This window comes from Serratia proteamaculans (assembly GCF_004684015.1).
Taxonomy (GTDB): Bacteria; Pseudomonadota; Gammaproteobacteria; order Enterobacterales; family Enterobacteriaceae; genus Serratia; species Serratia proteamaculans_F.
Genome location: NZ_SRIA01000005.1, coordinates 35,858 through 59,538, shown reverse-complemented (window position 1 = coordinate 59,538; position 23,681 = coordinate 35,858). Strand labels below are relative to the sequence as shown.

The 23,681-nt window shown below is 54.4% G+C and carries 24 protein-coding genes; 7 read left to right on the top strand and 17 right to left on the bottom strand.

Annotation, left to right across the window (positions count from 1 at the left end; genetic code table 11):
• Positions 1-42: 42 nt before the first annotated feature.
• The 3 genes from chbC to E5C26_RS04090 all read right to left on the bottom strand — a co-directional run bounded on the left by chbC (position 43) and on the right by E5C26_RS04090 (position 3,142).
• Positions 43-1,404 (bottom strand): PTS N,N'-diacetylchitobiose transporter subunit IIC, encoded by a 1,362-nt coding sequence (gene chbC, locus E5C26_RS04100; protein WP_135315176.1) that lies wholly within the window; start codon positions 1,402-1,404, stop codon positions 43-45.
• A gap of 11 nt (positions 1,405-1,415) precedes the next feature.
• Entirely contained in the window at positions 1,416-1,733 is a 318-nt protein-coding gene (locus E5C26_RS04095) for a PTS sugar transporter subunit IIB (RefSeq protein ID WP_020825274.1), read from the bottom strand.
• A gap of 494 nt (positions 1,734-2,227) precedes the next feature.
• On the bottom strand, positions 2,228-3,142 hold the full coding sequence (locus tag E5C26_RS04090; protein ID WP_135315175.1) for a LysR family transcriptional regulator: 915 nt from the start codon (positions 3,140-3,142) through the stop codon (positions 2,228-2,230).
• Positions 3,143-3,248: 106 nt separating this feature from the next.
• Between E5C26_RS04090 and E5C26_RS04085 the strand changes: the two genes are divergently transcribed.
• Genes E5C26_RS04085 through E5C26_RS04075 form a run of 3 tightly spaced genes read left to right on the top strand, consistent with a single transcriptional unit; the run spans position 3,249 to position 6,105 of the window.
• A complete protein-coding gene (locus tag E5C26_RS04085) occupies positions 3,249-4,052 on the top strand; it encodes an SDR family NAD(P)-dependent oxidoreductase (protein ID WP_135315174.1) in 804 nt (267 codons plus the stop codon).
• Positions 4,053-4,102: 50 nt separating this feature from the next.
• Positions 4,103-5,074 (top strand): aldo/keto reductase, encoded by a 972-nt coding sequence (locus E5C26_RS04080; protein ID WP_135315217.1) that lies wholly within the window; start codon positions 4,103-4,105, stop codon positions 5,072-5,074.
• A gap of 35 nt (positions 5,075-5,109) precedes the next feature.
• Positions 5,110-6,105 (top strand): hypothetical protein, encoded by a 996-nt coding sequence (locus E5C26_RS04075; RefSeq protein ID WP_240775896.1) that lies wholly within the window; start codon positions 5,110-5,112, stop codon positions 6,103-6,105.
• Positions 6,106-6,261: 156 nt separating this feature from the next.
• On the opposite strand, the gene E5C26_RS04070 is transcribed toward E5C26_RS04075, so the two are convergent.
• The gene (locus E5C26_RS04070) at positions 6,262-7,179 is read right to left on the bottom strand and encodes a nucleotidyl transferase AbiEii/AbiGii toxin family protein (RefSeq protein WP_135315173.1); all 918 of its coding nucleotides are present in this window, start codon (positions 7,177-7,179) and stop codon (positions 6,262-6,264) included.
• Positions 7,172-7,945 (bottom strand): type IV toxin-antitoxin system AbiEi family antitoxin, encoded by a 774-nt coding sequence (locus tag E5C26_RS04065; protein ID WP_135315172.1) that lies wholly within the window; start codon positions 7,943-7,945, stop codon positions 7,172-7,174. The genes E5C26_RS04070 and E5C26_RS04065 overlap by 8 nt, the downstream gene beginning before the upstream one ends.
• Positions 7,946-8,310: 365 nt before the next feature.
• Between E5C26_RS04065 and mutS the strand changes: the two genes are divergently transcribed.
• Positions 8,311-10,866, top strand: coding sequence for a DNA mismatch repair protein MutS (gene mutS / locus E5C26_RS04060; protein ID WP_135315171.1), 2,556 nt, complete (start codon positions 8,311-8,313; stop codon positions 10,864-10,866).
• A gap of 80 nt (positions 10,867-10,946) precedes the next feature.
• On the opposite strand, the gene rpoS is transcribed toward mutS, so the two are convergent.
• The 8 genes from rpoS to ftsB all read right to left on the bottom strand — a co-directional run bounded on the left by rpoS (position 10,947) and on the right by ftsB (position 17,528).
• Entirely contained in the window at positions 10,947-11,945 is a 999-nt protein-coding gene (gene rpoS / locus E5C26_RS04055; protein WP_012005280.1) for an RNA polymerase sigma factor RpoS, read from the bottom strand.
• 53 nt (positions 11,946-11,998) lie between these two features.
• A complete protein-coding gene (nlpD, locus tag E5C26_RS04050; protein ID WP_167796607.1) occupies positions 11,999-12,985 on the bottom strand; it encodes a murein hydrolase activator NlpD in 987 nt (328 codons plus the stop codon).
• A gap of 325 nt (positions 12,986-13,310) precedes the next feature.
• Positions 13,311-13,937, bottom strand: coding sequence for a protein-L-isoaspartate(D-aspartate) O-methyltransferase (locus E5C26_RS04040; RefSeq protein ID WP_012005278.1), 627 nt, complete (start codon positions 13,935-13,937; stop codon positions 13,311-13,313).
• The gene (gene surE, locus E5C26_RS04035) at positions 13,931-14,692 is read right to left on the bottom strand and encodes a 5'/3'-nucleotidase SurE (RefSeq protein ID WP_135315169.1); all 762 of its coding nucleotides are present in this window, start codon (positions 14,690-14,692) and stop codon (positions 13,931-13,933) included. Before surE ends, E5C26_RS04040 begins: the two co-directional genes overlap by 7 nt.
• A 269-nt stretch (positions 14,693-14,961) precedes the next feature.
• Entirely contained in the window at positions 14,962-16,008 is a 1,047-nt protein-coding gene (gene truD / locus E5C26_RS04030; protein WP_135315168.1) for a tRNA pseudouridine(13) synthase TruD, read from the bottom strand.
• A gap of 4 nt (positions 16,009-16,012) precedes the next feature.
• The gene (gene ispF / locus E5C26_RS04025) at positions 16,013-16,486 is read right to left on the bottom strand and encodes a 2-C-methyl-D-erythritol 2,4-cyclodiphosphate synthase (RefSeq protein WP_006317702.1); all 474 of its coding nucleotides are present in this window, start codon (positions 16,484-16,486) and stop codon (positions 16,013-16,015) included.
• A gap of 10 nt (positions 16,487-16,496) precedes the next feature.
• A complete protein-coding gene (gene ispD / locus E5C26_RS04020) occupies positions 16,497-17,204 on the bottom strand; it encodes a 2-C-methyl-D-erythritol 4-phosphate cytidylyltransferase (RefSeq protein WP_012005274.1) in 708 nt (235 codons plus the stop codon).
• A 3-nt stretch (positions 17,205-17,207) separates the two neighbouring features.
• On the bottom strand, positions 17,208-17,528 hold the full coding sequence (gene ftsB, locus E5C26_RS04015; protein ID WP_012005273.1) for a cell division protein FtsB: 321 nt from the start codon (positions 17,526-17,528) through the stop codon (positions 17,208-17,210).
• Between the two features lie 406 nt (positions 17,529-17,934).
• Here ftsB and E5C26_RS04010 point away from each other — a divergent pair, with 406 nt between their 5' ends.
• The 3 genes from E5C26_RS04010 to E5C26_RS04000 all read left to right on the top strand — a co-directional run bounded on the left by E5C26_RS04010 (position 17,935) and on the right by E5C26_RS04000 (position 20,247).
• On the top strand, positions 17,935-18,705 hold the full coding sequence (locus E5C26_RS04010) for a basic amino acid ABC transporter substrate-binding protein (RefSeq protein WP_135315167.1): 771 nt from the start codon (positions 17,935-17,937) through the stop codon (positions 18,703-18,705).
• A 116-nt stretch (positions 18,706-18,821) separates the two neighbouring features.
• Positions 18,822-19,541 carry an amino acid ABC transporter permease gene (locus E5C26_RS04005; protein WP_135315215.1) on the top strand — a complete coding sequence of 240 codons (720 nt, stop codon included), beginning with the start codon at positions 18,822-18,824 and terminating at the stop codon, positions 19,539-19,541.
• The gene (locus E5C26_RS04000) at positions 19,525-20,247 is read left to right on the top strand and encodes an amino acid ABC transporter ATP-binding protein (protein ID WP_135315166.1); all 723 of its coding nucleotides are present in this window, start codon (positions 19,525-19,527) and stop codon (positions 20,245-20,247) included. Before E5C26_RS04005 ends, E5C26_RS04000 begins: the two co-directional genes overlap by 17 nt.
• Positions 20,248-20,299: 52 nt before the next feature.
• Here the strand turns inward: E5C26_RS04000 and E5C26_RS03995 are convergent, their stop codons facing one another.
• The 4 genes from E5C26_RS03995 to cysD form a co-directional block, all read right to left on the bottom strand.
• Positions 20,300-20,617: a DUF3561 family protein gene (locus E5C26_RS03995; RefSeq protein WP_012005269.1), complete on the bottom strand. Its 318-nt coding sequence runs from the start codon at positions 20,615-20,617 to the stop codon at positions 20,300-20,302.
• 85 nt (positions 20,618-20,702) lie between these two features.
• On the bottom strand, positions 20,703-21,332 hold the full coding sequence (gene cysC, locus E5C26_RS03990) for an adenylyl-sulfate kinase (protein WP_135315165.1): 630 nt from the start codon (positions 21,330-21,332) through the stop codon (positions 20,703-20,705).
• Between the two features lies 1 nt (position 21,333).
• Entirely contained in the window at positions 21,334-22,761 is a 1,428-nt protein-coding gene (cysN, locus tag E5C26_RS03985) for a sulfate adenylyltransferase subunit CysN (RefSeq protein ID WP_135315164.1), read from the bottom strand.
• Between the two features lie 11 nt (positions 22,762-22,772).
• On the bottom strand, positions 22,773-23,681 hold the full coding sequence (gene cysD / locus E5C26_RS03980; RefSeq protein ID WP_012005266.1) for a sulfate adenylyltransferase subunit CysD: 909 nt from the start codon (positions 23,679-23,681) through the stop codon (positions 22,773-22,775).

The window sequence follows — 23,681 nt, the reverse complement described above, 5'->3', positions numbered from 1 at the left end:
CCCTCTAAAACCGGGGCAGCGGATTGCTGCCCCAGACTGCAGTTAGAATTTCAACGCCTTGGCGATGTCTTCTTCACTTTCCGTCGCCTGATCGATCTGACTCTGTGCCTTGTTGGAGATCATCACGAACGGCAGGTAAATCAGGGTCGCTACGCCCAGGTTGAAGAAGCTCAGCAACATGGCAACGATACTGCCGTTGGTGTTGAAGAACGCCCCCAGCCCCACCGGCATGGTCCATGGCGCAATGTTGGTGATTGGCGGGATCAATCCGGTGTAATAAGCCACCGTGGTAATAATCGTCAACACCGGCTGAACCAGAATAAACGGAATAAACATCACCGGATTCATAATCACCGGCAGGCCGAACAGGATGGGTTCGTTGATCTGGAAGATGCCCGACGGCGTTGCCAGCTTGGCGACCTGACGATAATCTTCACGGCGTGAGGCGATAAAGATGGCAATAATCAGCCCCAGCGTCGAACCTGTCCCGCCCAGATAGATGTAGGAGTCAACGAACGGCTTCGCCCACATGTGGAACTCTTTACCGGCAGCCACCGCGGCTTCGACGGAACCGTACTTGTTGTACAGCTCGACGTTCTCCAGTGCGAATGGCGTCATGATGCCGCTGTCCAGTGCGGCCAGCGCCATGGAACCATGTACCCCAAAGAACCACAGCAGTGAGGAGAACATCACGTATACCCAGCCCACGACGCTGCCCATTTTCGCCAGCGGTGCCGAGATACTGTCCATGATGATTTGGTGGAAGTTGGTGCCCCACAGCGTCAGGCAGTAAGCCAGTACGCCCATGATCGACAGGATAAGAAAGCCGGGGATCAAGGCAGAGAACGAACGTGACACTGAAGACGGTACGCTGTCCGGCAGGCTGATCACCCAATTGCGGCGCACCACAAAGGTGAACATCTCCGCCACCACCAGGCCGATCACCATACCGGAAATAATGTTGGCACCACCCAGCCAGTTAGCGCCTACGGCATAAGCTTCGCCGACGCTGAACGGGGTCAGGGTCATAAAGGCGGCAACCGCCAGCAGCGCTGCGGCCAACGGGTCGACTTTGCGCTCTTCAGCTAAAGCCATACTGATAAAAAAGGGCGTCATCAGGGACATAATCCCCAGGGTACCGTTATAAACGCTGCCACCGATGGCCTTCAGGCCATTCAACGTCTCAATGGTAGACGCATCCAGCCGCACGCCCATTGAAAAGAAGAATGATCCTTCGCCGAAGCTAAGAAACACGTTGTTGATCAGCACGAACATCGCGCCGGTCAACGTCAGTGGCATCAAGCGAATGAACCCGTTTTTGATGGCATTAACGTGGGGCTGTTTACCAATTTTCACGGCAAAAGGCAGAATGACCTTTTCCAACGAGGCAATTAACGTATTCACGGCAGACCCCTTTATTGGTTAGCTTTTTTTATGGTGGCGACTGCGGCCTTCAATACGCCAAGGCCATCGAGCTTGCCGTACAAAGCAGAATCGATCACTTCAACGGGCTTGTTGGGTAACTGCTTTTGCACTTCGGCTAGCGTGTAGGCAATCTGTGGCCCGAGCAGAATCAAATCTGCCTCGGCACCCTTTTCTGCGGCCAACGCCTCAGGATAGGCGGCAATGATCACCGGCACTTCGTACTTCTCGGCCTGTGCTTTCATTTTTGAAACCAGCAGGGAAGTCGACATACCGGCAGAACAAAACAGATAGATTTTTTTCTTTTCCATACCCAATCCCTCAAGATAATCAAAAAAGCCCCGTGTCATTTGTTTGCCAGATGCAATAGCCATTGCCTCACGCACATTCCTTATGAAAATTTCCGTCACTTTGCCCTGGTTGCAGACAGTATACGGAGGCAGTCCAGCGGATCGGTAAGCCACCAGCAGTAAGAACCGTCTCTGCTTGACCTGCCTGATTGACCCTCTTCACATTTCACATAAAAAAATAGTGTGATCCGTCTCTCAAATAACCTTTAAATACTGAAATATTTCGTCAAAAATGAACAAATCACAATTATAAACAGTAAGTTATAAACATGCAGAGTATTTATGGATAATTCTATGCGCAGGGTCATCCATCGATCGATTGATGAGCAAAAAATCGTTCGCCCTTGATTAGCGCGCTTCAGCAAGATATGACGATCCGGGGCGTGGAAAAGAGGTGGTAAATGGAAGGCGTTTGGGGGCCAGGGTTTAACAGGTCAGGCGCAGGCAGAGCGGAATTACTCTTCGAGATGGATAGCCGGGCTGGAATAACGCACAACATTAATTACCGTGGTCAGTGCCACCGGATGGTTTCTGCGGTTAGGGTAGTAAAGATAAAAACCAGGGAACGGTGCACACCAATCGGCCATCACTCGCTCCAGCCGCCCTGCTGCCAGATGCCCACTCACCTCCTCCTCAATGGCGAACGCTATGCCTACATGAGCTAATGCGGCCTGCAACATCAGCCTCGCATCATCGAGTATCAGCGTGCTGTTCACCGAGACGGAAAGCACCTGAGCACCTTTTTGAAACTTCCACTTGTAGAGTTCCCCTGAAGCACTCTTTCGCCATCCAATACAGCGGTGATTCAACAGATCTTCAGGATGATTCGGCTTCCCATGCTGTAGGAAATACTCCGGCGTTGCCACAATGGCCAGCCGTAAATCTGGGGTAACACGCACGGCGCGCATATCGTTGTGCAGGTCTTCCCCGAGCCTGATACCGGCATCAAAGCCTTGTTCGACGATATTGGCAAAGCCCTCTTGCGCCACAATTTCCAATGTAATTCCTGGGTAATCACGGACCAGTCGCCCCAGATGGGGTACCAGCGCAAGTTCGATTGCCGTTCGCGGCGCATTGATCCGCACCAGCCCCTGAGGCTGTTCGCGAAAGGTATTCAGGCTTTCCAGTGCGGTATCTATATCCGTAAACGCCGGTACCAGCTGTGCCAACAGATGTTCCCCGGCCTCGGTCGGCGCTACGTTACGGGTAGTCCGGTTCAACAGCCGAATACCGACCTGCTCCTCCAGCTCGCGCATGGTATGGCTGAGCGTTGGCGGCGTCACACCAAGCCTGGCGGCGGCCCGCCTGAAACTGCGCTCCTGGGCAATAGCGACGAAAGCCACCAGCCCTGACAAGTCGGTTTTTTTCATTGGATTGATATAAATAATCTAATAGTGAAGTAAATTTTTAACGGATAGTTATCTTTTTAGCAACAACATAGCATGGTGAGGTGTTCAATAACTGAGTATTAATGCCATGAATCAATACGCTGATACTGTACAAATTCCCTCCCGTAACCGTCTGGAGGGCAAAGTGGTTCTGGTCACTGGTGGAGGCACCGGTATCGGGCGCGCCGCCGTACTGGCCTATGCTCGCGAGGGGGCGAAAGTGGTGCTGGCCGGGCGCCGTGTTGCAGAGATAGAAGCCACCGCTCATGAGGTTGTGCTGGCCGGCGGAGAAGCACTGGCCGTGGTGACGGACGTTTCGCAAGAAGAAGATGTCCGCCGTTTGCTCGCCAGGGTAAGTGCCCACTACGGACGGCTTGATATCGCTTTTAACAACGCCGGTATTCTCGGCAACTTTGTGCCAATTCATCAGCAAACCAGTGCGGATTTCGATGCGGTGATCGCCATCAACCTCAGGGGCGTGTGGCTATCGATTAAATACCAGATCGAGACTTTCCTGGCGCAAAACTCGGGCGGCGTGATCGTCAACACCTCGTCCTGGCTAGCCAAAGGTGCACTTGCCGGATCATCAAGTTATTCCGCCAGCAAGGGCGCGCTCGACTCGTTGATCCGCGCGGTCGCACTTGAGTATGGCAATCAGGCTATCCGCATCAATAACATCAATCCTGGCATCATCGACACGCCAATGGCCCACAGCAGCATATCCGACGCATCCGCCTTCACGCCTTTCATCACACATACGCCCGCCCAACGTCTGGGTCAGCCTGAGGATATCGGTGATGTCGCGGTCTGGCTTTCGACGGATGACGCCCGTTTTATCACCGGACAAAGCATTTTGGTGGACGGCGGCTACACCATCGCTGGTATGCGCTGAGAGATAACCCTGTCGACACCCAGCTCGACGAGTCCCCAGGAGGGAAGATGATGAACTATGTACGCCTTGGCAATAGCGGTTTGAAAGTCTCCCGGCTTTGTCTGGGCTGTATGACCTATGGCGACCCTGGTTGGCGTCCCTGGGTATTGGCAGAGGCACAAGCCCGCCCTTTCATTCGGGAAGCACTGGAAGCCGGAATTAACTTTTTCGATACCGCCAATATCTATTCTTCAGGCGAGAGTGAACGCATTCTCGGGCGTGCGCTGAAGGATTTTGCCAACCGCGATGACATGGTGATCGCCACCAAGGCGTATTTTCCAATGGGCGAACAGCCCAACAACCGCGGCCTGTCACGCAAACATATCATTCAAAGCGTGGAGGCTTCACTGCAACGCCTGGGGACTGATTATATCGATCTGTTCGTCATACACCGTTTCGATACGGAAACCCCGATGGAGGAAACGGCCGAAACGCTCGATAGCCTGGTGCGGGCCGGCAAGATCCGCTACCTGGGTGCGTCTTCAATGCAGGCCTGGCGTTTTATGAAAATGCTGGATTTTCAGCGTCATAACAAATTGGCCGCCTTTATTTCTATGCAAAGCCAATACAATCTGGTCACACGTGAGGATGAAGAGGATCTCATCCCGCTTTGCCTGGAGGAAGGGATCGGCCTGACCCCCTGGTCGCCATTGGCGAGGGGGCTACTGGCAGGGGCAAAAGGAACCGGGACAGTGCGCGCCGAAACCGACGAACAAGCCCCCCGCTGGTACGGCGGCAGAAAAGAAGTCGAACAATCCATGGCGGCCGTTGAAAGCATCGCTGCCGATAGGGGCATTCCGGCGGCCCAGGTCTCTCTGGCATGGGTGCTGGCCAAAACGGCAGTTGCCGCGCCGATTGTCGGGATGTCCAAGCCACATCATCTCCAGGATGCGCTCAAGGCGCTCCCTCTCACGCTGTCCCATGAGGAAATTGCACAACTTGAAGCGCCGATGAAAGAACAGACCCGCCCCCAGCGTTGGTAGGACTTCGCCCCATCATCAATCACAGGAGAGGTTCAATGTTATATGCCATAAAATATCGCCCGGCACGGGCTGTGCTGGTGGCCCTGATGCTCGTCATCGCAGCGACTGCAGCAGTTTCCGCGGCCGCTACCTGCACATCAACCAGCATGACATTACCGCCGGGCGCGCTCTACCCTAATGGCATCGCCCGCGCATCCGATGGCACCCTGTATGTTGGCCTGGTGACCAGTGGCCACATCTTGCGTAAACGGCCGAACGAAGATTGGGAGACCTTCTTTGCCGGCGCCGATACCGTTTTCGCTTCAACCACGCTGCGGTTGGATGAACAACGTGGGCTGTTATGGGGAAATTCTCCAGATTTCCTGCCCACGGGAAAAACTCGTCCCCATCGTGTTTTTGCCCTGAATGTCTCAAATGCCACGATTAATCGCAGTTTGACCTTACCGGAAGGCGGCATGGGCAATGATATGGTTCTAGCTAAAGATGGCACGGTTTATCTGACGGAGACCAAAGTGGGCAGCATCATGATGCTACGCCCGAATGAAGCCAATTTTCAGATAATCTTCCGTGATCAACGCTTGTCCGGCCCCAATGGTATCGGCGCCGCAGGCATTGTTCTGCTGAATGAGCGGATGATGGCGATTGCCAACTTTGGTAGCGGGAAACTCTATACCTTAAGCTATGGAGAAGAAACGCCGCAACTGGCTGAAATCCTGCTGCCCCGCACCATCGAAAACCCGGATGGAATGGGATTGGCACCAGACGGCTCGCTGATTGTGCTCGAAAATGGCATTAAAAGCGGCCAGGGCAGGATCCTGCGAATTACCACTCCCGGTGCTGCAGGCATGCATACTATTGAAGTCATTCGTGAGGGCATGGAGTCGCCGGTCAATCTGGACATCACACCGCAGGGCTGCGCCTTTGTCAGTGAATCACGCATTCGCCACCGCCTGCTACCCGGCCACGAAGCCGAAGTGCCCGACAGCTTTCGCATTTACCAACTCCCACTGCCTTTAACCGCAGCTGACTGACAGCACTATCACCCTGGGCTTGCTAGAGAATCGGCTTCCCAAGCCCTGCTCCCCATTTCTCCCTTTTTTCATTCGCGGCATGGCCGTAAATAACGATGCAGTTTATAAAAAACCACATAGTGACACCTGGAGTGAATGTACAGTTAAAATGATAAACTACCCTACCCACCCGGTAAGAGTCTCCTCAAGCTTTGCCAACGCCTGAATGTGTTTCTCTTTTGGCATATGACCAATATTTTGAAGCTTCCACCTCACCGCAGGTAAATACTGAATCTGGTTTTCGGGGGCCAGGTCCCAGTCCGGTTCGCCGCGCTTGAAAGACATCAGAAAATCATAATCCCGCTGTGTAAAATGTGTTTTAAGAGCAGAAATCATCAATTCGGGTATCGCATTGAGTTCTTCCAGAGAAACCATATCGAACGTCATTCCGTTAAATTCATTCGCATACAGTTCAGAGATATTTTTCCAGCGGGGGTTCAGTACCTCTGATAATGGACGTGGATGTCCCAACAGATAGGTGATAAATCCATTAAATATCTGACGATCAATACCCTGCGTTTCGAGCAGCATTTTGACGTCATAGAAATCGCGAGGGTGTTGTCTATCCAGCGCAGCGCAAAGCTTGCTACCATAGAGATCGGCAAGTGATACAACCTGAATGGTAGCAAAACCGAACTCGTTTTCGACCGCTTCAACAACATCACGTTCTTCTGAAGGATACAGAGTGCCTCGTGCGACAGGCGAAACTTCAATCTTAATCTGTGTCTGCTGAGAATAAACAACAATGCGCATTTCATCAGAGTTATTCGTTTGTAGCACCGCCGAAATACCCACCTGTTGTTGCAGTATTGCTGCAATACGCGCCAGTGCAGCCCGAACATTTGGCAATGCCACATCTCGGCTTTCCAGCGGAAGGTAAGCCAAATCGATATCAACCGATAAACGTGGAAAATCGCGAACAAACAAGTTAATTGCCGTCCCACCTTTTAGTGCGAAGCAGCGCTCTGATGCTACGACAGGTAATGCACTGAGTAGTAACGCAACTTGCCGATAATAAGGTGATTGCTTATCCATGTGAGATCCCTTTGCTAACAAAGCTCTCTGGAACAGTGATTTGATACTTTCGGTCCAACTTGCCGCCCGATACTATTTGCCGCTTTCCTGCCCCTAAATCAATATTGGCTTTATCTATTCGCTTAACCCATGCATGAGCATAGTGATCGGCCAAAAACAGATAAAGGCGGTTAGTTTGCACTGCTCGACTAGATTGCAACAATGCTTCAACTTTACGTGGACTCAGGTTTACCAGGCCCTGAAACAGCTCTGCTGCGTGCTCAAATGAAAGCGTTCCAGGGACTGCGTTAACAATCTCGTAAGCCGCTAATTCCGGTATGCTCACCCTCAGCCGCTCGCCCTTAATTTCCACTTCAGTCAGATATTTTTCGTCGTGTAGATTGAGCTTCTGATTAGAAAGCACAAGCCACTCAACATTGGGAAATTCTTTGAACCACTTTGGCAATGAAGCTTTATCCTCTAAGCAAAGCCAAATCGCCTGGTGCGTTAATTGAAGATAATGAGAACGCCCTTGATAGGTGAGGCTAGTCAGCCCGGCCAGATGCACAGAAACCCCAAGCTGATTTTGCAGACACAGGACAGCATCGCTCCACTGAGGATCACGACCACTCCGTACATAGACACCGGCACGTAACTTTTGCAACCAATCGCTGTGCATATACTTATTGGCTAAAGAAGGACTGATGCCGTTTTTTGTCAGCCAGGACTGTAATACCAAGGAGCCAGGAGCCGTGTTCTGCAAAAGCCAGTTTAGTTTTGATGACATAGATTCACCCTTGGTATAACAATAATAAAAATAGTAAACCCCTGAGTGAGAGTCATGTCAATGTAGAACGCAGTTAATACAATGGCCAGGGGAGCCGAGTTTTAAGCGAGGTTCTGATCGAAATAGATTTTTGCAACCTCCTCCTCCGCCTTACAAACCGACTTTGCGTAAAGCTTCCCATTTTTACCTGTGACAGCCGATTGCCCGCTGGGCTAGTATAGCGACAGTATTAAGGGCTTATTGATCCTTACCGCCGTCAACCACTGCTCTATCGAGTGGTTTTTTTGTGCCGCGGCGTGAACCCTAATGATGATAATCAACATCACAACCAACTTTAAATTCAATGGATTGGAAACAGTAATCTTATGAATAGTACCGATAAGCTCGATTCACACACCCCAATGATGCAGCAGTACCTGCGCCTCAAAGCCCAGCACCCCGAGATCCTGCTGTTCTACCGCATGGGCGACTTTTATGAGCTGTTCTATGACGATGCCAAACGCGCTTCCCAACTGCTGGATATCTCGCTGACCAAACGCGGTGCCTCAGCAGGCGAGCCGATCCCCATGGCCGGCGTCCCTCACCATGCGGTCGAGAACTATTTAGCCAAACTGGTGCAACTCGGTGAATCTGTCGCCCTGTGCGAACAAATCGGCGATCCGGCCACCAGTAAAGGCCCGGTGGAACGCAAAGTGGTGCGTATCGTCACGCCAGGCACCATCACCGACGAAGCTCTGCTGCAAGAACGTCAGGACAACCTGCTGGCGGCCATCTGGCAGGATGCACGCGGCTTTGGCTACGCTACGCTGGACATCAGCTCCGGTCGTTTCCGCGTGGCGGAACCTGCCGATATCGAAACCATGGCGGCAGAGTTGCAGCGCACCAATCCCGCCGAGTTGCTGTATCCCGAAACCTTTGAACAAATGTCGCTGATTGAACAGCGCCACGGCCTGCGCCGTCGCCCACTGTGGGAATTTGAACCCGAGACCGCACGTCAACAGCTGAACCTGCAGTTCGGTACCCGCGATCTAACCGGTTTCGGCGTTGAACAGGCCCATCAGGCACTGCGCGCCGCCGGTTGTCTGCTGCAATATGTTAAAGATACCCAGCGCACCTCATTACCGCATATCCGTGGCATCACCATGGAGCGTCAGCAGGACGGCATTATCATGGATGCCGCCACGCGGCGTAACCTTGAGCTGACTCAGAACCTGTCCGGCGGCAGCGAAAATACTCTGGCGGCCATCCTCGACCACAGCGTGACGGCGATGGGTAGCCGTATGCTTAAGCGCTGGCTGCATATGCCAACCCGTGACATCAAAGTCTTGAATAACCGCCAGCAGGCGATCGGCTCCCTACAGGATCTGTATACCAATCTGCAGCCTTCGCTGCGTCAGGTGGGCGATCTGGAACGCATCCTCGCCCGTCTGGCACTACGCAGTGCCCGCCCACGCGACCTGGCCCGTATGCGTCATGCTTTCCAACAATTACCGGATATCCACGCGTTACTGAAAGGGGTAGAAACCCCGTATGTGCAGCAGTTGCTGTCACAAGTCGGTCAGTTTGATGAACTGCAGGACTTGCTGGAACGCGCAGTGGTTGAAGCCCCGCCGGTGCTGGTACGTGACGGCGGCGTTATCGCACCCGGCTACAATAGCGAGCTGGATGAATGGCGCGCACTGGCCGATGGCGCCACCGACTACCTCGATCGTCTCGAGATCCGCGAACGTGAAAAGCTGGGGCTGGATACGCTGAAGGTCGGCTTTAATGGCGTACATGGTTATTATATTCAGGTCAGCCGTGGGCAGAGTCACCTGGTACCGATCCACTACGTGCGCCGCCAGACGCTGAAAAACGCCGAACGCTACATCATTCCCGAGCTGAAAGAGTATGAAGACAAGGTGCTGACTTCCAAAGGGAAAGCACTGGCGATCGAGAAGGGTCTGTACGAAGAATTGTTCGATTTGCTGTTGCCGCACCTGGGCGATTTACAGCAAAGCGCCGCTGCATTGGCCGAACTGGACGTGCTGGCCAACCTGTCTGAACGTGCGGAGACACTGAACTACGCCTGCCCGACCATCAGCGAACAGCCCGGTGTACGCATCACTGAGGGCCGCCACCCGGTAGTGGAGCAGGTGCTGAGCGAACCGTTTATTTCCAACCCGTTATCGCTGTCGCCTCAGCGGCGGATGTTGATCATTACCGGCCCAAATATGGGCGGTAAAAGTACCTATATGCGTCAAACGGCGCTGATTGTGCTGATGGCGCATATTGGCAGTTACGTGCCTGCAAGCAAGGCCATCATCGGCCCGGTAGATCGTATCTTTACCCGCGTGGGTGCGGCGGACGATCTGGCTTCCGGTCGTTCGACCTTTATGGTGGAAATGACCGAAACCGCCAATATCCTGCATAACGCCACCGAAAACAGTCTGGTATTGATGGATGAAATTGGCCGTGGCACCTCGACCTACGACGGTTTATCCCTGGCCTGGGCCTGCGCCGAGAACCTGGCCAGCCGCATTAAAGCCATGACGCTGTTCGCCACCCATTACTTTGAGCTGACCACCCTGCCGGAGAAAATGGAAGGCGTGGTGAACGTGCACCTGGACGCGCTGGAGCACGGCGATACGATCGCCTTTATGCACAGCGTCCAGGACGGTGCCGCCAGCAAGAGCTATGGTCTGGCGGTGGCGGCACTGGCCGGCGTGCCACGTGAAGTGATCAAGCGCGCGCGCCAGAAACTGCGCGAGTTGGAGGCGATTTCCAGCCATACCGCTACCGGCACCGTTGATGCTACCCAGATGACGCTGCTCAATGAGGAAACCTCACCGGCGGTTGAAGCGCTCGAGGCGCTGGATCCGGATTCACTGTCACCTCGTCAGGCGCTAGAGTGGATTTACCGCCTGAAAAATATGGTCTGACCCTTCGCAAGTTGCAGGCATAAAAAAACGGTGAGCATGGTGCTCACCGTTTTTATTTTGATGCGATTCAACTGCCTGGGTTACTCGCGGAACAGTGCCTCAATACTCAGGCCCTGCATTTGCAGAATTTCACGCAGACGGCGCAAACCTTCAACCTGGATCTGACGTACCCGCTCGCGAGTCAGGCCAATTTCACGGCCCACATCTTCAAGCGTTGCCGCTTCGTAGCCCAACAGGCCAAAGCGACGCGCCAGCACTTCACGCTGTTTGGCGTTCAGTTCGAACAGCCATTTAACGATGCTCTGTTTCATGTCATCGTCTTGCGTGGTGTCTTCCGGGCCGTTGTCTTTCTCGTCGGCCAGAATGTCCAGCAAGGCTTTCTCTGAATCCCCACCCAATGGCGTATCGACAGACGTGATACGTTCATTCAGGCGCAGCATACGGCTGACGTCATCGACCGGCTTGTCGAGTTGCTCTGCAATCTCTTCAGCGCTCGGTTCATGATCCAGTTTATGAGAAAGCTCGCGCGCGGTACGCAAATAGACATTCAGTTCTTTAACAATGTGGATAGGCAAGCGGATGGTACGGGTTTGGTTCATGATCGCCCGTTCAATCGTCTGCCGGATCCACCAGGTGGCGTAGGTCGAGAAACGGAAACCGCGTTCTGGGTCAAACTTTTCCACTGCGCGGATCAGACCGAGGTTACCCTCTTCAATCAGATCCAGCAGCGCCAGGCCGCGATTGCTGTAACGGCGGGCGATTTTCACCACTAACCGCAGGTTACTTTCAATCATTCGGCGGCGGGACGGCACGTCACCGCGCAGTGCACGCCGCGCAAAATAAACTTCTTCCTCTGCGGTCAGCAGCGGAGAATAGCCGATTTCGCCAAGATAGAGCTGCGTCGCATCCAATACGCGTTGGGTCACGCCTTGTGACAACAACTCTTCTTCCGCTAGATCACTCTCACTGGCCTCTTCTTCAACCAGTGCTTTTTCGTCGAATGATTCCGCTTCCGTTGCGTTCTCGTCGAAATCCGCATCGTCATGTAACTCGTTAACTTTCAGCGTATTTTGGCTCATATGCTGCTCCTACCCGTGATACCGCGAGCAGAATACAGCGTATTCTGCCCAATCTATCGCTGCGGAAGATAACGCAGCGGGTTTACGGATTTCCCCTTGTAACGAATTTCAAAATGCAAACGTACTGAACTGGTTCCGGTGCTACCCATGGTGGCTATTTTTTGACCCGCCTTCACTTCTTGTTGTTCCCGGACCAGCATTGTGTCGTTGTGAGCGTAGGCGCTCAGGTAATCATCATTGTGTTTGATGATGATTAGATTACCGTAACCTCGTAAAGCGTTGCCTGCGTACACTACACGACCATCGGCGGTAGCGAAGATAGGCTGCCCACGAGTCCCGGCGATATCGACACCTTTATTCCCACCTTCTGATGAGGAAAAGTTATCAATAATCTTACCGTCAGTTGGCCATCTCCAGGTACTTACTGGGGCGCTGTTGCTGACGGTGCTGCTCACTGGTGGAGCAACGACCGGTGCGGTAACAGGAGCTGTTGCGGTAGTTGCCGCCACTGCGCCTGCTGTAGGTAACATCTTACCTACATTCTGTTTACCCGAATTATCAGAATACGCGTTAGTTGATGGAGAATCAACCGTTGCAGTTTGTATCTGAGAGGTCGATGGCGGCTTCGGAACACCGCCGCTGGTTGCGTCTGTTGCCGCCAGCATACCGCCGTTTCCGTTGGCGGAACCATTACCAAGCTGAATGTTTTGACCCACATTCAGGCTGTATGGTTCAGGAATATTGTTGCGCTGGGCCAGGTCACGGTAGTCGTTTCCGGTGATCCAGGCGATATAAAACAGCGTGTCTCCGCGCTTAACCGTATAGGTGTTACCGCTGTAGCTCCCTTTGGGGATCGAAGTGTAACTGCGGTTGTAAACAATGTGCCCTTCAGCGTTAGCCTGTGCTCCAGCATTGCTGGATGCAGCGGCTCCGCCACCGTCCACACTACTGATAGGGGCCGATGTCGATTCAGTGTTCGTACAACCTGCCAACCACAAACTTACCATCGTACACACCGCAACCCGGCGTAATGTAATCATTGGGCTTCCCGTGCTCATGCTTCCCCCATGACAGCAATATCAGCGATATATCCAAAATACCCTTTACATGGTAGCTGAGCTTTTAACATTCTCTCGATTCCTTCCATGAAAGGTGCCCACGGCCGATCCCTGAATGTCAGGAAACCTCATGCCGGAGCCTCAAAACAGCGCGCCAATGCTAACCACATTAGCGCCGCTGCACCATAAGACAACTACGCAGAAAGGCAATTGTATTGAAAATTAGTTTTATTGAAACGTTAAAACCTTAACCGGAGATGATGAAAGTGCAACAGATTTCGTTTCCTGTCGAAAATTCAGACAATCGCTAGGCCAGTTCACCCTTCACCAACGGGACAAAACGCACCGCTTCGACGGTATCGATAACAAATTCGCTGCCCTGACGCCGAATATACTTCAATGTTTGGGCCTGCTCACCGACCGGCAACACCAGAATGCCGCCATCGTCCAACTGCTCCATCAGCGCCGGTGGGATCTCCGGCGGAGCTGCCGTGACGATGATGGCATCAAAGGGCCCGCGCGATGCCCAACCCTGCCAGCCATCGCCGTGACGGGTGGAAACATTGTGCAGATCGAGTTGCTTCAGCCGGCGTTTGGCCTGCCATTGCAACCCCTTGATGCGCTCAACAGAGCAAACATGTTGTACCAGATGCGCCAGGATAGCGGTTTGATAGCCCGAACCGGTACCGATCTCCAATACCCTGGAGGTTGGCGTCAGGTTCAGCAGTTCGGTCATGCGTGCAACCATATAAGGTTGAGAGATGGTTTGGCCGGAGCCAATGGGTAACGCAGTATTCTCATAAGCCTTGTGTTCAAGTGCTTCATCAACAAAGCGTTCACGCGGCACCGCTTCGATCGCCTGCAGCAACCGCTCGTCCCGGATCCCCTGTTGACGCAGCTGCGTCAGCAATGTTTGCATACGCTTGTTCACCATTCCCCGCCGACCCCTGCTTTGGTTAACCACGTTTTTACCACGTCCTGAGCCGCATAGGCGGTTAAATCCACCTGCAGTGGCGTGATGGCCACATAACCCTGTTCTACCGCAGCGAAATCCGTGTCCGGCCCGGCATCAAACTTATCACCGGGCGGTCCAATCCAATAGAGATTTTGCCCACGCGGATCTTGCTGGCAAAACACTTTGTCAGCCGGATGGCGACTGCCGCAGCGGGTCACACGCATGCCCTTGATCTGGTCCAGCGGTAAATCCGGCACGTTGATATTCAAAATTTTACCGGTGCGCAACGGCTCACGCTGTAACGCACGCAGCACCCGACAGGTAATTGCCGCGGCAGTCGCATAATGCTGATGACCGTTCAGCGACACGGCCAGTGCGGGTAATCCCAAATGGCGTCCTTCCATGGCGGCCGCTACGGTGCCGGAATAAATAACGTCATCGCCCAGATTGGGACCCGCGTTAATACCGGAAACCACAATATCCGGCGCAGGCTGCATCAGGGCATTCACGCCCAAATACACGCAGTCGGTCGGTGTTCCCTGCTGTACGGCGATATCTCCATTGGGCATCGTCAGGGTGCGCAATGGGGATTCCAGCGTCAGCGCATTGGAAGAACCGCTGCGGTTACGATCGGGCGCTACAACTTGCACTTCGGCGAACTCTCGCAATGCCGCCGCCAGCACCTGGATGCCCGGGGCGGTCACGCCGTCGTCATTACTCAGCAATATCCGCATAAGAGGTTGTCTTCTTTTTTATCTCTCAACCAGAACGCCTTTAACGCGGCCCAGCATTTAAATACTCGGAATCAACGCCCAAAAGGAGGGGCTTAACCAGCAGATATTATGTTTACTCCCCCCGACATGTCCAGTCACCAAGGGAAAAGACGATTTTTCGCACGGTTTCCGGGCCTCGTGTTAGCACCGAAAACCGCTGCTGGGCAAACGCCCCTCATTACCTCGTCATGCTCCAGACGAAAAAAAACCTGCATAAGCAGGTTTTTTCATTACTCACCAATATCCGCATCACTACTGTCCTGCCGCATAATTTCGCGCACCACGCTGGTGGCGAAGCTGCCGGCCGGCAGCCAAAAACGCAGCTCGACGGTGGCATCATCCCACCAGTCCCACTGCATGTTTTTTGGCTGTAACAACAGCGCACGGCGGGCCGGATCAACACGTTCGCGCTTTAAAAGCGCCATCAGTTCCGGTTGTTCCAGCAGGCACTGCTGTTCAAAATGTAGCGCCTCACCGGCGGTGCCAGGTTCACCGTCACCCGGCAAAGGTGCGGTAATCATCAGTTCACCGGCATCCAGCCGTTGTTGCAGCCCTACCAACTCTTCCGGTTGGGCAACAAACCAACTGCCACGGCCGCTGAGCTGCAAGGCATCGCCTTCCAGCACGGTGTGTTGCTGCTGATTGGCCAAACGTCGGCTGGCAATCAGGTTAAACAGCGCACTGCGGCTGGCGGAAAGATAAAAACTGCGCTTGCTGCGCTCTTTAACCCGGATCTCATCATTCGCCCAACGGCGCGCCATCACCAGGTTATTGCCGCCGCGGCCAAAGCGTTGGCTGCCAAAGTAGTTTGGCACGCCGCCGGTTGCAATCGCCTGCAGCCGCGGTTCGACATCCTGACGATCAGAGATATGGCGTAGAACCAGCGTGAAGGCATTACCTTTTAGCGTGCCAATACGCATTTTGCGCAGATGGCGGGCACTGGCCAGCACTTCACAGCCCTCCAGTGAGAACTGGGTAAAATCAGGTGTCTCTTTACCCGGTAAATGCAGGCAGAACCATTGCTCGGTCACCGCATGGCGATCTTTCAGACCCGCGTAACTGACAGAACGAGCGTGAATGCCGGCAAAGCGCGCCAAATAATCGGCGACAAACTGGGTGTTACAGCCGTTCTTGCGAATGTTCACCAGCACATGTTCGCCTTCGCCGTCCGGCTCAAAGCCCAGGTCTTCCACCACCACGAAATCTTCCGGGTTGGCTTTCAACACGCCGGTGCTCTGCGGCTGGCCATGCAGCCAGGTCAGGTTAGCCATATCCATGCGTTTATTCCTTGATCAACAAGGCGACCGCTTCACAGGCAATGCCCTCGCCGCGCCCGGTAAAACCGAGCTGTTCGGTGGTGGTCGCCTTAACGTTGACGTCATCCATATGGCACTGCAGGTCTTCCGCCAGGAAAACGCGCATTTGCGGGATATGCGGCGCCATTTTAGGTGCCTGGGCGATAATGGTGATATCCAGGTTACCCAGACGATAGCCTTTGGCGCGAATGCGTTTCCAGGCTTCGCGCAGCAGCTCACGGCTGTCGGCGCCTTTAAATGCCGGGTCGGTATCCGGGAACAGCTTGCCGATATCCCCTAACGCCGCCGCCCCCAACAGAGCATCGGTCGCCGCATGCAGCGCCACGTCACCGTCGGAGTGAGCCAGCAAACCTTTTTCATAAGGGATACGAACACCACCGATCACCAGCGGCCCTTCGCCACCAAATTTATGTACGTCAAAACCGTGACCGATACGCATGATGCGCTCCTTAATTGTCCAACTGAGTTAAGTAAAAGGCCGCCAGCGCCAAATCTTCCGGGCGCGTGACTTTAATATTGTCCGAGCGTCCGCTGACCAGCAGCGGATGATAGCCACAATGCTCCAGGGCCGAGGCCTCATCGGTGACCGTCGCACCGTCATCCATCGCACGCTGCAGGCAAAGCTTGAGCAACGCCAGCGGGAACAGTTGCGGAGTTAATGCATGCCACAGATCCTGGCGTTCAACGGTGTGGGAGATAGTACTGCGACCCGGTTCGGCACGCTTCATGGTGTCACGTACCGGCGCAGCCAAAATGCCACCTACCTCGCTGTGTTCTGTAATCGCCAGCAGGCGTTCCAGATCCTCGGCATGCAGGCAGGGTCTTGCCGCGTCGTGTACCAGCACCCATTTGGCCTCACCGGCCAGTTGCAGCCCGGCCATCACCGAGTCGGCGCGTTGCTGACCGCCGACGGTGACCCGCACACGCGGATCTTTGGCAATCGGTAACTGGTGGAACTGCTGGTCATCGGGACCTATCGCCACAATCACCTGCGGAATACGCGGATGGCGCAATAGCGCATGGATCGCGTGCTCGAGAATGGTTTGGTGGCCGATGGTTAAATACTGCTTCGGGCAATCCGCCTGCATACGGCTGCCGATACCGGCAGCGGGCAGGACGGCAATCACCGGTGGAAAGGTTCCTGCGGAGTGATTCATGCGTTACTTTTGTAGGTTATTTTGCGAGGAGGACGCCGCGTTGCGTCTGGATTGGTCAGGAACCAGACGATAGAAAGTTTCACCGGGCTTAATCATGCTCAGTTCATTGCGCGCACGCTCTTCGATCGCTTCCTGACCGCCGTTCAAATCGTCGATTTCGGCGAACAGCTGATCGTTACGCGCTTTCAATTTAGCATTGCTGCCCTGCTGGACCGCAACGTCATCATTGACCCGCACGTAATCGTGAACACCATTTTTGCCCAGCCACAGTGAATACTGTAACCAACCGAGCAATGCCAGCAATAACAGCGTAAGTTTTCCCATCTCCGCCCCCTGAAAAACCGCCTAATCATCCCACAACTTTTCGTTGGACTCCACACTAGGAACGGCATTTCACCGCCAAATTCAGAGTAGGATGAGAATTTCTTGAGTTTATAACCTAAATTCGCGCCGAAAGCGGCAAAAAAAAGCACTTTCACCCGATAAGTCACCGCTCGACCTCTCTGTATTCCCACTCTCAGGATTTTTATCGGTTATGCAGCAAGAAAAACTGGCTGCCCCGCCATTTCGCCAACGCTTCCGCCACCCACGCTCAAAAAGTGCATATTTAACACCACTGGAAATTGCATCATCAGGTAGGAGTTGTGTTTTTATTCATTGAAGGTTATTTTTATGCACTGATATTGCATAAATAAATCCAATGAATAACTTTTAATTACCGGGGATAGTGATGTTAAAACGCATAGTTCTGATTGGCGCCTGTCTGGCCGCCACCCTGTCGGCCTCTGCCCTGGCGGCAGAACCCACTTACGTCGTCGGCTCCGGCGGTACCTATCGTCCTTTCGAATTCGAAAACAGCAGCAAACAGCTGGAAGGCTTTGATATTGATATCATCAAGGCCGTCGCCAAGGCCGAGGGCTTCCAGGTCAAGCTGGTAAATACCCCCTGGGAAGGCATCTTTGCCACGCTTAACTCCGGCGATCGCGACATCATTATTTCCGGCATCACCATCACCGACAAACGCAAGCAAATGGTGGATTTCTCTGCGCCTTACTTCCCGGCGGAGCAGACCATCGTAGTTCCCAAAGACTCTACTGTGAACTCCATCGCCGCGCTCAAAGCGCTGAAGGTCGGCGTGGTGAACTCCAGTACCGGCGACATTGTGGTCTCCGACGTGCTGGGTAAAAACAGCACCGCCATCAAGCGCTTCGACAATACTCCGCTGCTGCTGCAGGAGCTGTACGAAGACGGCATCGGTGCTGCCGTGGGCGACGTTGGCGTGGCCAAGTTCTATATCAAAACCCACCCGGAAAAAGAGTTCAAACTGGTATCTGACGCCAAATTCGAACGTCAGTATTTTGGCATTGCCGTTGCCAAGGGCAACGATGAACTGCGCGGTAAAATCAACGCCGGCCTGAAGAAAATCATCACCGACGGTACCTACGCCAAAATTTACCAGACCTGGTTTGACAGCAACGTGCCGACATTGCCTGCCGAATAAGCCTTGAGTGACCGGAGCTCGCCCGGGCTCCGGAGTAACACTATCGTGAGAACACCGAGAAGGAACACCCATTGAATTTCCGTTGGGAGATTATCCAGGAATATGCCCCGTTGTTTATGGAGGGCGCCTGGATGACCATCAAATGCACCATTATCTGCGTGATACTGGGCACCACCTGGGGGCTGCTCCTGGGGTTAGGCCGTCTGGCGCAAGCGCCGCACGGCATCTGGAAACCGATACTGCATTACGGCGTACAGTGGCCGGTGCGCATTTATATCAGCGCCTTCCGCGGCACGCCGCTGTTCGTGCAGATCATGGTGGTGCACTTCGCGCTGGTGCCGCTGTTTATCAACCCGCGTGACGGCCTGTTGGTCACCCACGGCCTGATGAGCAGTGATTTCGCCCGTGCACTGCGCTCCGACTACGGCGCGTTTCTGTCCTGTGTCGTTGCCATTACGCTTAACGCCGGTGCCTACGTCTCGGAAATTTTCCGCGCCGGTATTCAGTCAATCGATCGCGGCCAGATGGAAGCTTCGCGCTCGCTGGGCATGAGCTACGGCAAAACCATGCGCAAGGTGATCCTGCCGCAGGCCTTCCGTCGCATGCTGCCACCGCTGGGCAATAACGCCATTGCCATCGTCAAGGATTCCTCACTGGCCTCCGCCATCGGCCTGGCCGATCTGGCCTATGCCGCCCGGACGGTTTCCGGCGCCTATGCCACCTATTGGGAGCCCTACCTGACCATTTCGCTGGTCTATTGGGTCCTCACCTTCCTGCTTTCGCTGATGGTGCAACACATGGAAAAGAGGTTCGGGAAAAGTGATTCGCGTACATAACCTGCAAAAACAATTCGGCGAAAGCCACGTACTGCGTGGCATCTCCTGCGAGATCGCGGCCAACGAAGTGGTCTGCATCATTGGCCCATCCGGCTCAGGTAAAAGCACCTTCCTGCGCTGTATCAACGCGCTGGAGACGCTTTCCGGCGGTGAGATCCTGGTGAACGGTTTTGCCATTCACAGCCAGAAAACCGACCTTAATAAAATGCGTGAGAGCGTGGGGATGGTATTTCAGCGCTTTAACCTGTTCCCGCATATGACGGTGCTGGAGAACATCATTATGGCGCCGATGGGGGTGAAAAAGCTGTCGCGCGCCGACGCTACCCTGCGTGCAGAAGCGCTGTTGCGCAAAGTGGGTCTGTTGGACAAGATTGATGCCTATCCCAGCAGCCTGTCCGGCGGCCAACAACAGCGGGTAGCGATTGCCCGGGCGCTGGCAATGGAGCCGAAAATCATGTTGTTCGACGAACCCACTTCAGCACTGGATCCCGAATTGGTCGGCGAAGTGCTGGCGGTGATGAAGTCATTGGCACACGAAGGCATGACCATGGTGGTGGTAACCCACGAGATGGGCTTTGCCCGCGAAGTGGCCGATCGGGTGTTGTTTATCGATCAGGGGATCATTCAGGAAGAAGGCACACCGCAGCAGATTTTCAGCAACCCTGCCAACCCGCGAACTCAGGCTTTTCTAAGCAAAGTTTTGTAACCTTCGGCACGGCTTTGCAATGCTTCGGGCGCAGGCAACTGCGTCCGTTCTCTCACCAGCCGGTCAGAAAACTGAATACCAGCCAGAACAGACACAGCACGATAGCGCCGGTCAGCAGCAGCGTCAGGATCAGACGGCCGCGCAACAGCATGCTGAGCGTGATGCCAATCAGTACCGATACCGGCATCAGAGCCAGGAAGAACGGCCAGGTGTAGAGCAGGAAGAAGAGTGTGTTGGAACCGTAGACCACAAAGGGCACCGCGAACGCCAGCCAGTAGAAAACAAAGCCGCAGACGCCGCCCAGGAAAGAATAAGAGGGCTCCTCTTTCTCCTGGTTTGAGTCAATCAAGATAGGCGAGACATTTTGCATAGTGTTCCCTGGTTATTCGGCACGCTCTCCGGCGGGCTTAGCGTAAAAAGCGTATGGCGCAAAAACGCCACACGCTTTTCTGAATTCAGGGTTTGATAATAGCCCGACCACGCAACACGTCTAACAATTGCGCAATCAAATTTGTTACCAATTGTTGGCCATCAAGGTGAATATCCGGCCGTTGCGGAGCCTCGTAAACCGAGTCGATTCCGGTGAAATTACGCAGCTCTCCGGCCCGGACTTTTTTGTACAATCCCTTCGGATCGCGCTGCTCACAAATCGCCAGCGGCGTGTCGACGAACACCTCAATAAAGAGATCTTCATCAAGCAGTTCGCGCACCATCTGCCGTTCTGCACGGTGCGGTGAAATAAACGCGGTCAACACCACCAGCCCGGCATCCACCATCAGTTTGGACACTTCACCCACGCGGCGAATATTCTCGCGCCGATCGTCGTCGGAGAATCCCAGATCGCGACACAGACCATGACGCACGTTATCGCCATCCAGCAAATAGGTGCTGACGCCAAGGGCGTGCAGTGCCTGCTCCAGCGCACCGGCAACGGTGGATTTACCCGAGCCGGACAGCCCGGTAAACCACAACACCACGCCTTTATGGCCGTTACGGGCTTCGCGATCCGCACGCGCTACCGCATGCGGGTGCCAGACCACGTTGTCATCATCCGGCCCGGTTGGTCGTTGCTCTACGTCGGTCACGTTACTTGCCCCCAATCAGGTCGCGTGCGCCCCAATGCGGGAAGTGTTTACGCACCAGGGCATTGAGTTCCAGCTCGAATACGCTGAAGTCGCCAGTGGCTGCCTGAGCATCCTGCAAGGTTTCGCGGATCAGCCCGGCGCCAACCGTGACGTTACTCAGGCGATCAATAAAGATCAATCCGCCGGTGTCATGATTACGCTGATAGCTGTCCAGCACCAACGGTTCGTCGAAGGTCAGTTCCACCAGGCCAATGCCGTTCAGCGGCAAGGTGTCGGCCTGATGCTGGGCCAGCGAGTTGATTTCTACCTGATGGCGAATGCCTTCCACTCGTGCGCGAGTCTTTTTGCCAGCGACCTTGATGTCGTAGCTCTGCCCCGGTAACAGCGGCTTCTCGGCCATCCACACCACGTCAACCAGTGCGCTTTGCGCCGCCTGCAGGGTTTCCCCGGCATCGACCAGCAAATCGCCGCGGCTGATGTCCACCTCATCCTTCAGCACCAGCGTGATGGCCTCACCCGGTACCGCTTCCTGCAAGTCACCATCAAAGGTGACAATACGTGCAACGGTGGATTCCACGCCGGAAGGCAACACCTTCACACGCTGGCCCACGCGTACCACACCGGCCGACAAGGTGCCGGCATAGCCACGGAAATCCAGATTTGGACGGTTAACATATTGCACCGGGAAGCGCAGCGGTTGCGTTTCGCGCTCGCTGACAACATCCACGCTTTCCAATACCTGCAGCAGCGTTGGGCCGTTGTACCAAGGCATCTGGGTGCTTTCGCTGGCCACGTTATCGCCATCGAGTGCCGACAGCGGGACAAACTTGATGTCCAGATCGCTTGGCAACTGCTGAGCAAAGGTCAGATAGTCCTGCTTGAACTGCTCGAATACCGACTCTTTGTAATCCACCAGATCCATCTTGTTGACCGCCACCACCAAATGGCGAATGCCGAGCAACGTGGCGATAAAGCTGTGTCTGCGAGTTTGATCCAGCACCCCTTTACGCGCGTCGATCAGCAAAATGGCCAGATCGCAGGTGGAGGCACCGGTCGCCATATTGCGGGTGTACTGCTCATGTCCCGGTGTATCGGCGATAATAAATTTGCGCTTTTCAGTCGAGAAATAGCGATAGGCCACGTCAATGGTGATGCCCTGCTCACGCTCGGCCTGCAGGCCGTCGACCAGCAATGCCAGATCGAGTTTTTCGCCCTGGGTGCCAATGCGCTTGCTGTCACTGTGCAGCGTGGACAGCTGATCTTCGTAGATCTGGCGGGTATCGTGCAGCAGGCGGCCGATCAGGGTGCTTTTACCGTCGTCGACGCTGCCGCAGGTCAGGAACCGTAACAGACTTTTATGTTGCTGCGCGTGCAGGTAGGACTCGACCCCGCCCTGTTCAGCGATTTGTTGTGCGATTGCGTTGTTCATCCGGCGGCTCCTTAGAAATACCCTTGACGCTTTTTCAGCTCCATCGAGCCGGATTGATCGCGATCGATCATCCGTCCCTGGCGCTCACTGGTGGTGGACACCAACATCTCTTCGATGATTTCCGGCAGCGTTTGCGCTTCGGACTCCACCGCGCCGGTCAGCGGCCAGCAACCCAGGGTGCGGAAGCGCACCATGCGCTGGCTGATTACTTCACCCGGCTGCAGATCGATACGATCGTCGTCCACCATCAACAGCATGCCGTCGCGCTCTACCACCGGACGTGGTTTCGCCAGGTACAAAGGAATGATGTCGATCTTTTCCAGGAAAATGTATTGCCAGATATCCAGTTCGGTCCAGTTCGACAGCGGGAACACGCGGATGCTCTCGCCCTTGTTGATCTGGCCGTTGTAGTTGTGCCACAGCTCCGGACGCTGGTTCTTCGGATCCCAACGGTGAAAGCGGTCGCGGAAAGAATAGATACGCTCTTTGGCGCGTGATTTTTCTTCGTCACGGCGAGCGCCACCAAAGGCGGCATCAAAACCGTATTTGTTCAGCGCCTGCTTCAGACCTTCGGTTTTCATGATATCGGTGTGCTTGGCACTGCCGTGAACGAACGGGTTGATGCCCATCGCCACGCCTTCCGGGTTCTTGTGTACCAGCAGCTCAAAACCGTATTCCTTGGCGGTACGGTCACGGAATTGGTACATCTCGCTGAATTTCCAGCCGGTATCCACGTGCAGCAGAGGGAACGGCAGCGTACCAGGGAAGAAGGCCTTACGCGCCAGGTGCAGCATCACGGAAGAGTCTTTACCGATGGAATAAAGCATCACCGGGTTGCCGAATTCAGCGGCGACTTCACGGATGATATGGATACTCTCCGCCTCCAATTGCCGCAAATGAGTGAGTCGTTTTTCGTCCAT

Excerpts from the sequence above, each read along its gene's own strand:
- E5C26_RS04095 (WP_020825274.1), bottom strand. The coding sequence starts at position 1,733 with ATGGAAAAGAAAAAAATCTATCTGTTTTGTTCTGCCGGTATGTCGACT.
- E5C26_RS04090 (WP_135315175.1), bottom strand. The coding sequence starts at position 3,142 with ATGAAAAAAACCGACTTGTCAGGGCTGGTGGCTTTCGTCGCTATTGCC.
- E5C26_RS04085 (WP_135315174.1), top strand. The coding sequence starts at position 3,249 with ATGAATCAATACGCTGATACTGTACAAATTCCCTCCCGTAACCGTCTG.
- E5C26_RS04080 (WP_135315217.1), top strand. The coding sequence starts at position 4,103 with ATGAACTATGTACGCCTTGGCAATAGCGGTTTGAAAGTCTCCCGGCTT.
- E5C26_RS04075 (WP_240775896.1), top strand. The coding sequence starts at position 5,110 with ATGTTATATGCCATAAAATATCGCCCGGCACGGGCTGTGCTGGTGGCC.
- E5C26_RS04070 (WP_135315173.1), bottom strand. The coding sequence starts at position 7,179 with ATGGATAAGCAATCACCTTATTATCGGCAAGTTGCGTTACTACTCAGT.
- E5C26_RS04065 (WP_135315172.1), bottom strand. The coding sequence starts at position 7,945 with ATGTCATCAAAACTAAACTGGCTTTTGCAGAACACGGCTCCTGGCTCC.
- mutS (WP_135315171.1), top strand. The coding sequence starts at position 8,311 with ATGAATAGTACCGATAAGCTCGATTCACACACCCCAATGATGCAGCAG.
- rpoS (WP_012005280.1), bottom strand. The coding sequence starts at position 11,945 with ATGAGCCAAAATACGCTGAAAGTTAACGAGTTACATGACGATGCGGAT.
- nlpD (WP_167796607.1), bottom strand. The coding sequence starts at position 12,985 with ATGATTACATTACGCCGGGTTGCGGTGTGTACGATGGTAAGTTTGTGG.
- E5C26_RS04040 (WP_012005278.1), bottom strand. The coding sequence starts at position 13,937 with ATGGTGAACAAGCGTATGCAAACATTGCTGACGCAGCTGCGTCAACAG.
- surE (WP_135315169.1), bottom strand. The coding sequence starts at position 14,692 with ATGCGGATATTGCTGAGTAATGACGACGGCGTGACCGCCCCGGGCATC.
- truD (WP_135315168.1), bottom strand. The coding sequence starts at position 16,008 with ATGGATATGGCTAACCTGACCTGGCTGCATGGCCAGCCGCAGAGCACC.
- ispF (WP_006317702.1), bottom strand. The coding sequence starts at position 16,486 with ATGCGTATCGGTCACGGTTTTGACGTACATAAATTTGGTGGCGAAGGG.
- ispD (WP_012005274.1), bottom strand. The coding sequence starts at position 17,204 with ATGAATCACTCCGCAGGAACCTTTCCACCGGTGATTGCCGTCCTGCCC.
- ftsB (WP_012005273.1), bottom strand. The coding sequence starts at position 17,528 with ATGGGAAAACTTACGCTGTTATTGCTGGCATTGCTCGGTTGGTTACAG.
- E5C26_RS04010 (WP_135315167.1), top strand. The coding sequence starts at position 17,935 with ATGTTAAAACGCATAGTTCTGATTGGCGCCTGTCTGGCCGCCACCCTG.
- E5C26_RS04005 (WP_135315215.1), top strand. The coding sequence starts at position 18,822 with ATGGAGGGCGCCTGGATGACCATCAAATGCACCATTATCTGCGTGATA.
- E5C26_RS03995 (WP_012005269.1), bottom strand. The coding sequence starts at position 20,617 with ATGCAAAATGTCTCGCCTATCTTGATTGACTCAAACCAGGAGAAAGAG.
- cysN (WP_135315164.1), bottom strand. The coding sequence starts at position 22,761 with ATGAACAACGCAATCGCACAACAAATCGCTGAACAGGGCGGGGTCGAG.
- cysD (WP_012005266.1), bottom strand. The coding sequence starts at position 23,681 with ATGGACGAAAAACGACTCACTCATTTGCGGCAATTGGAGGCGGAGAGT.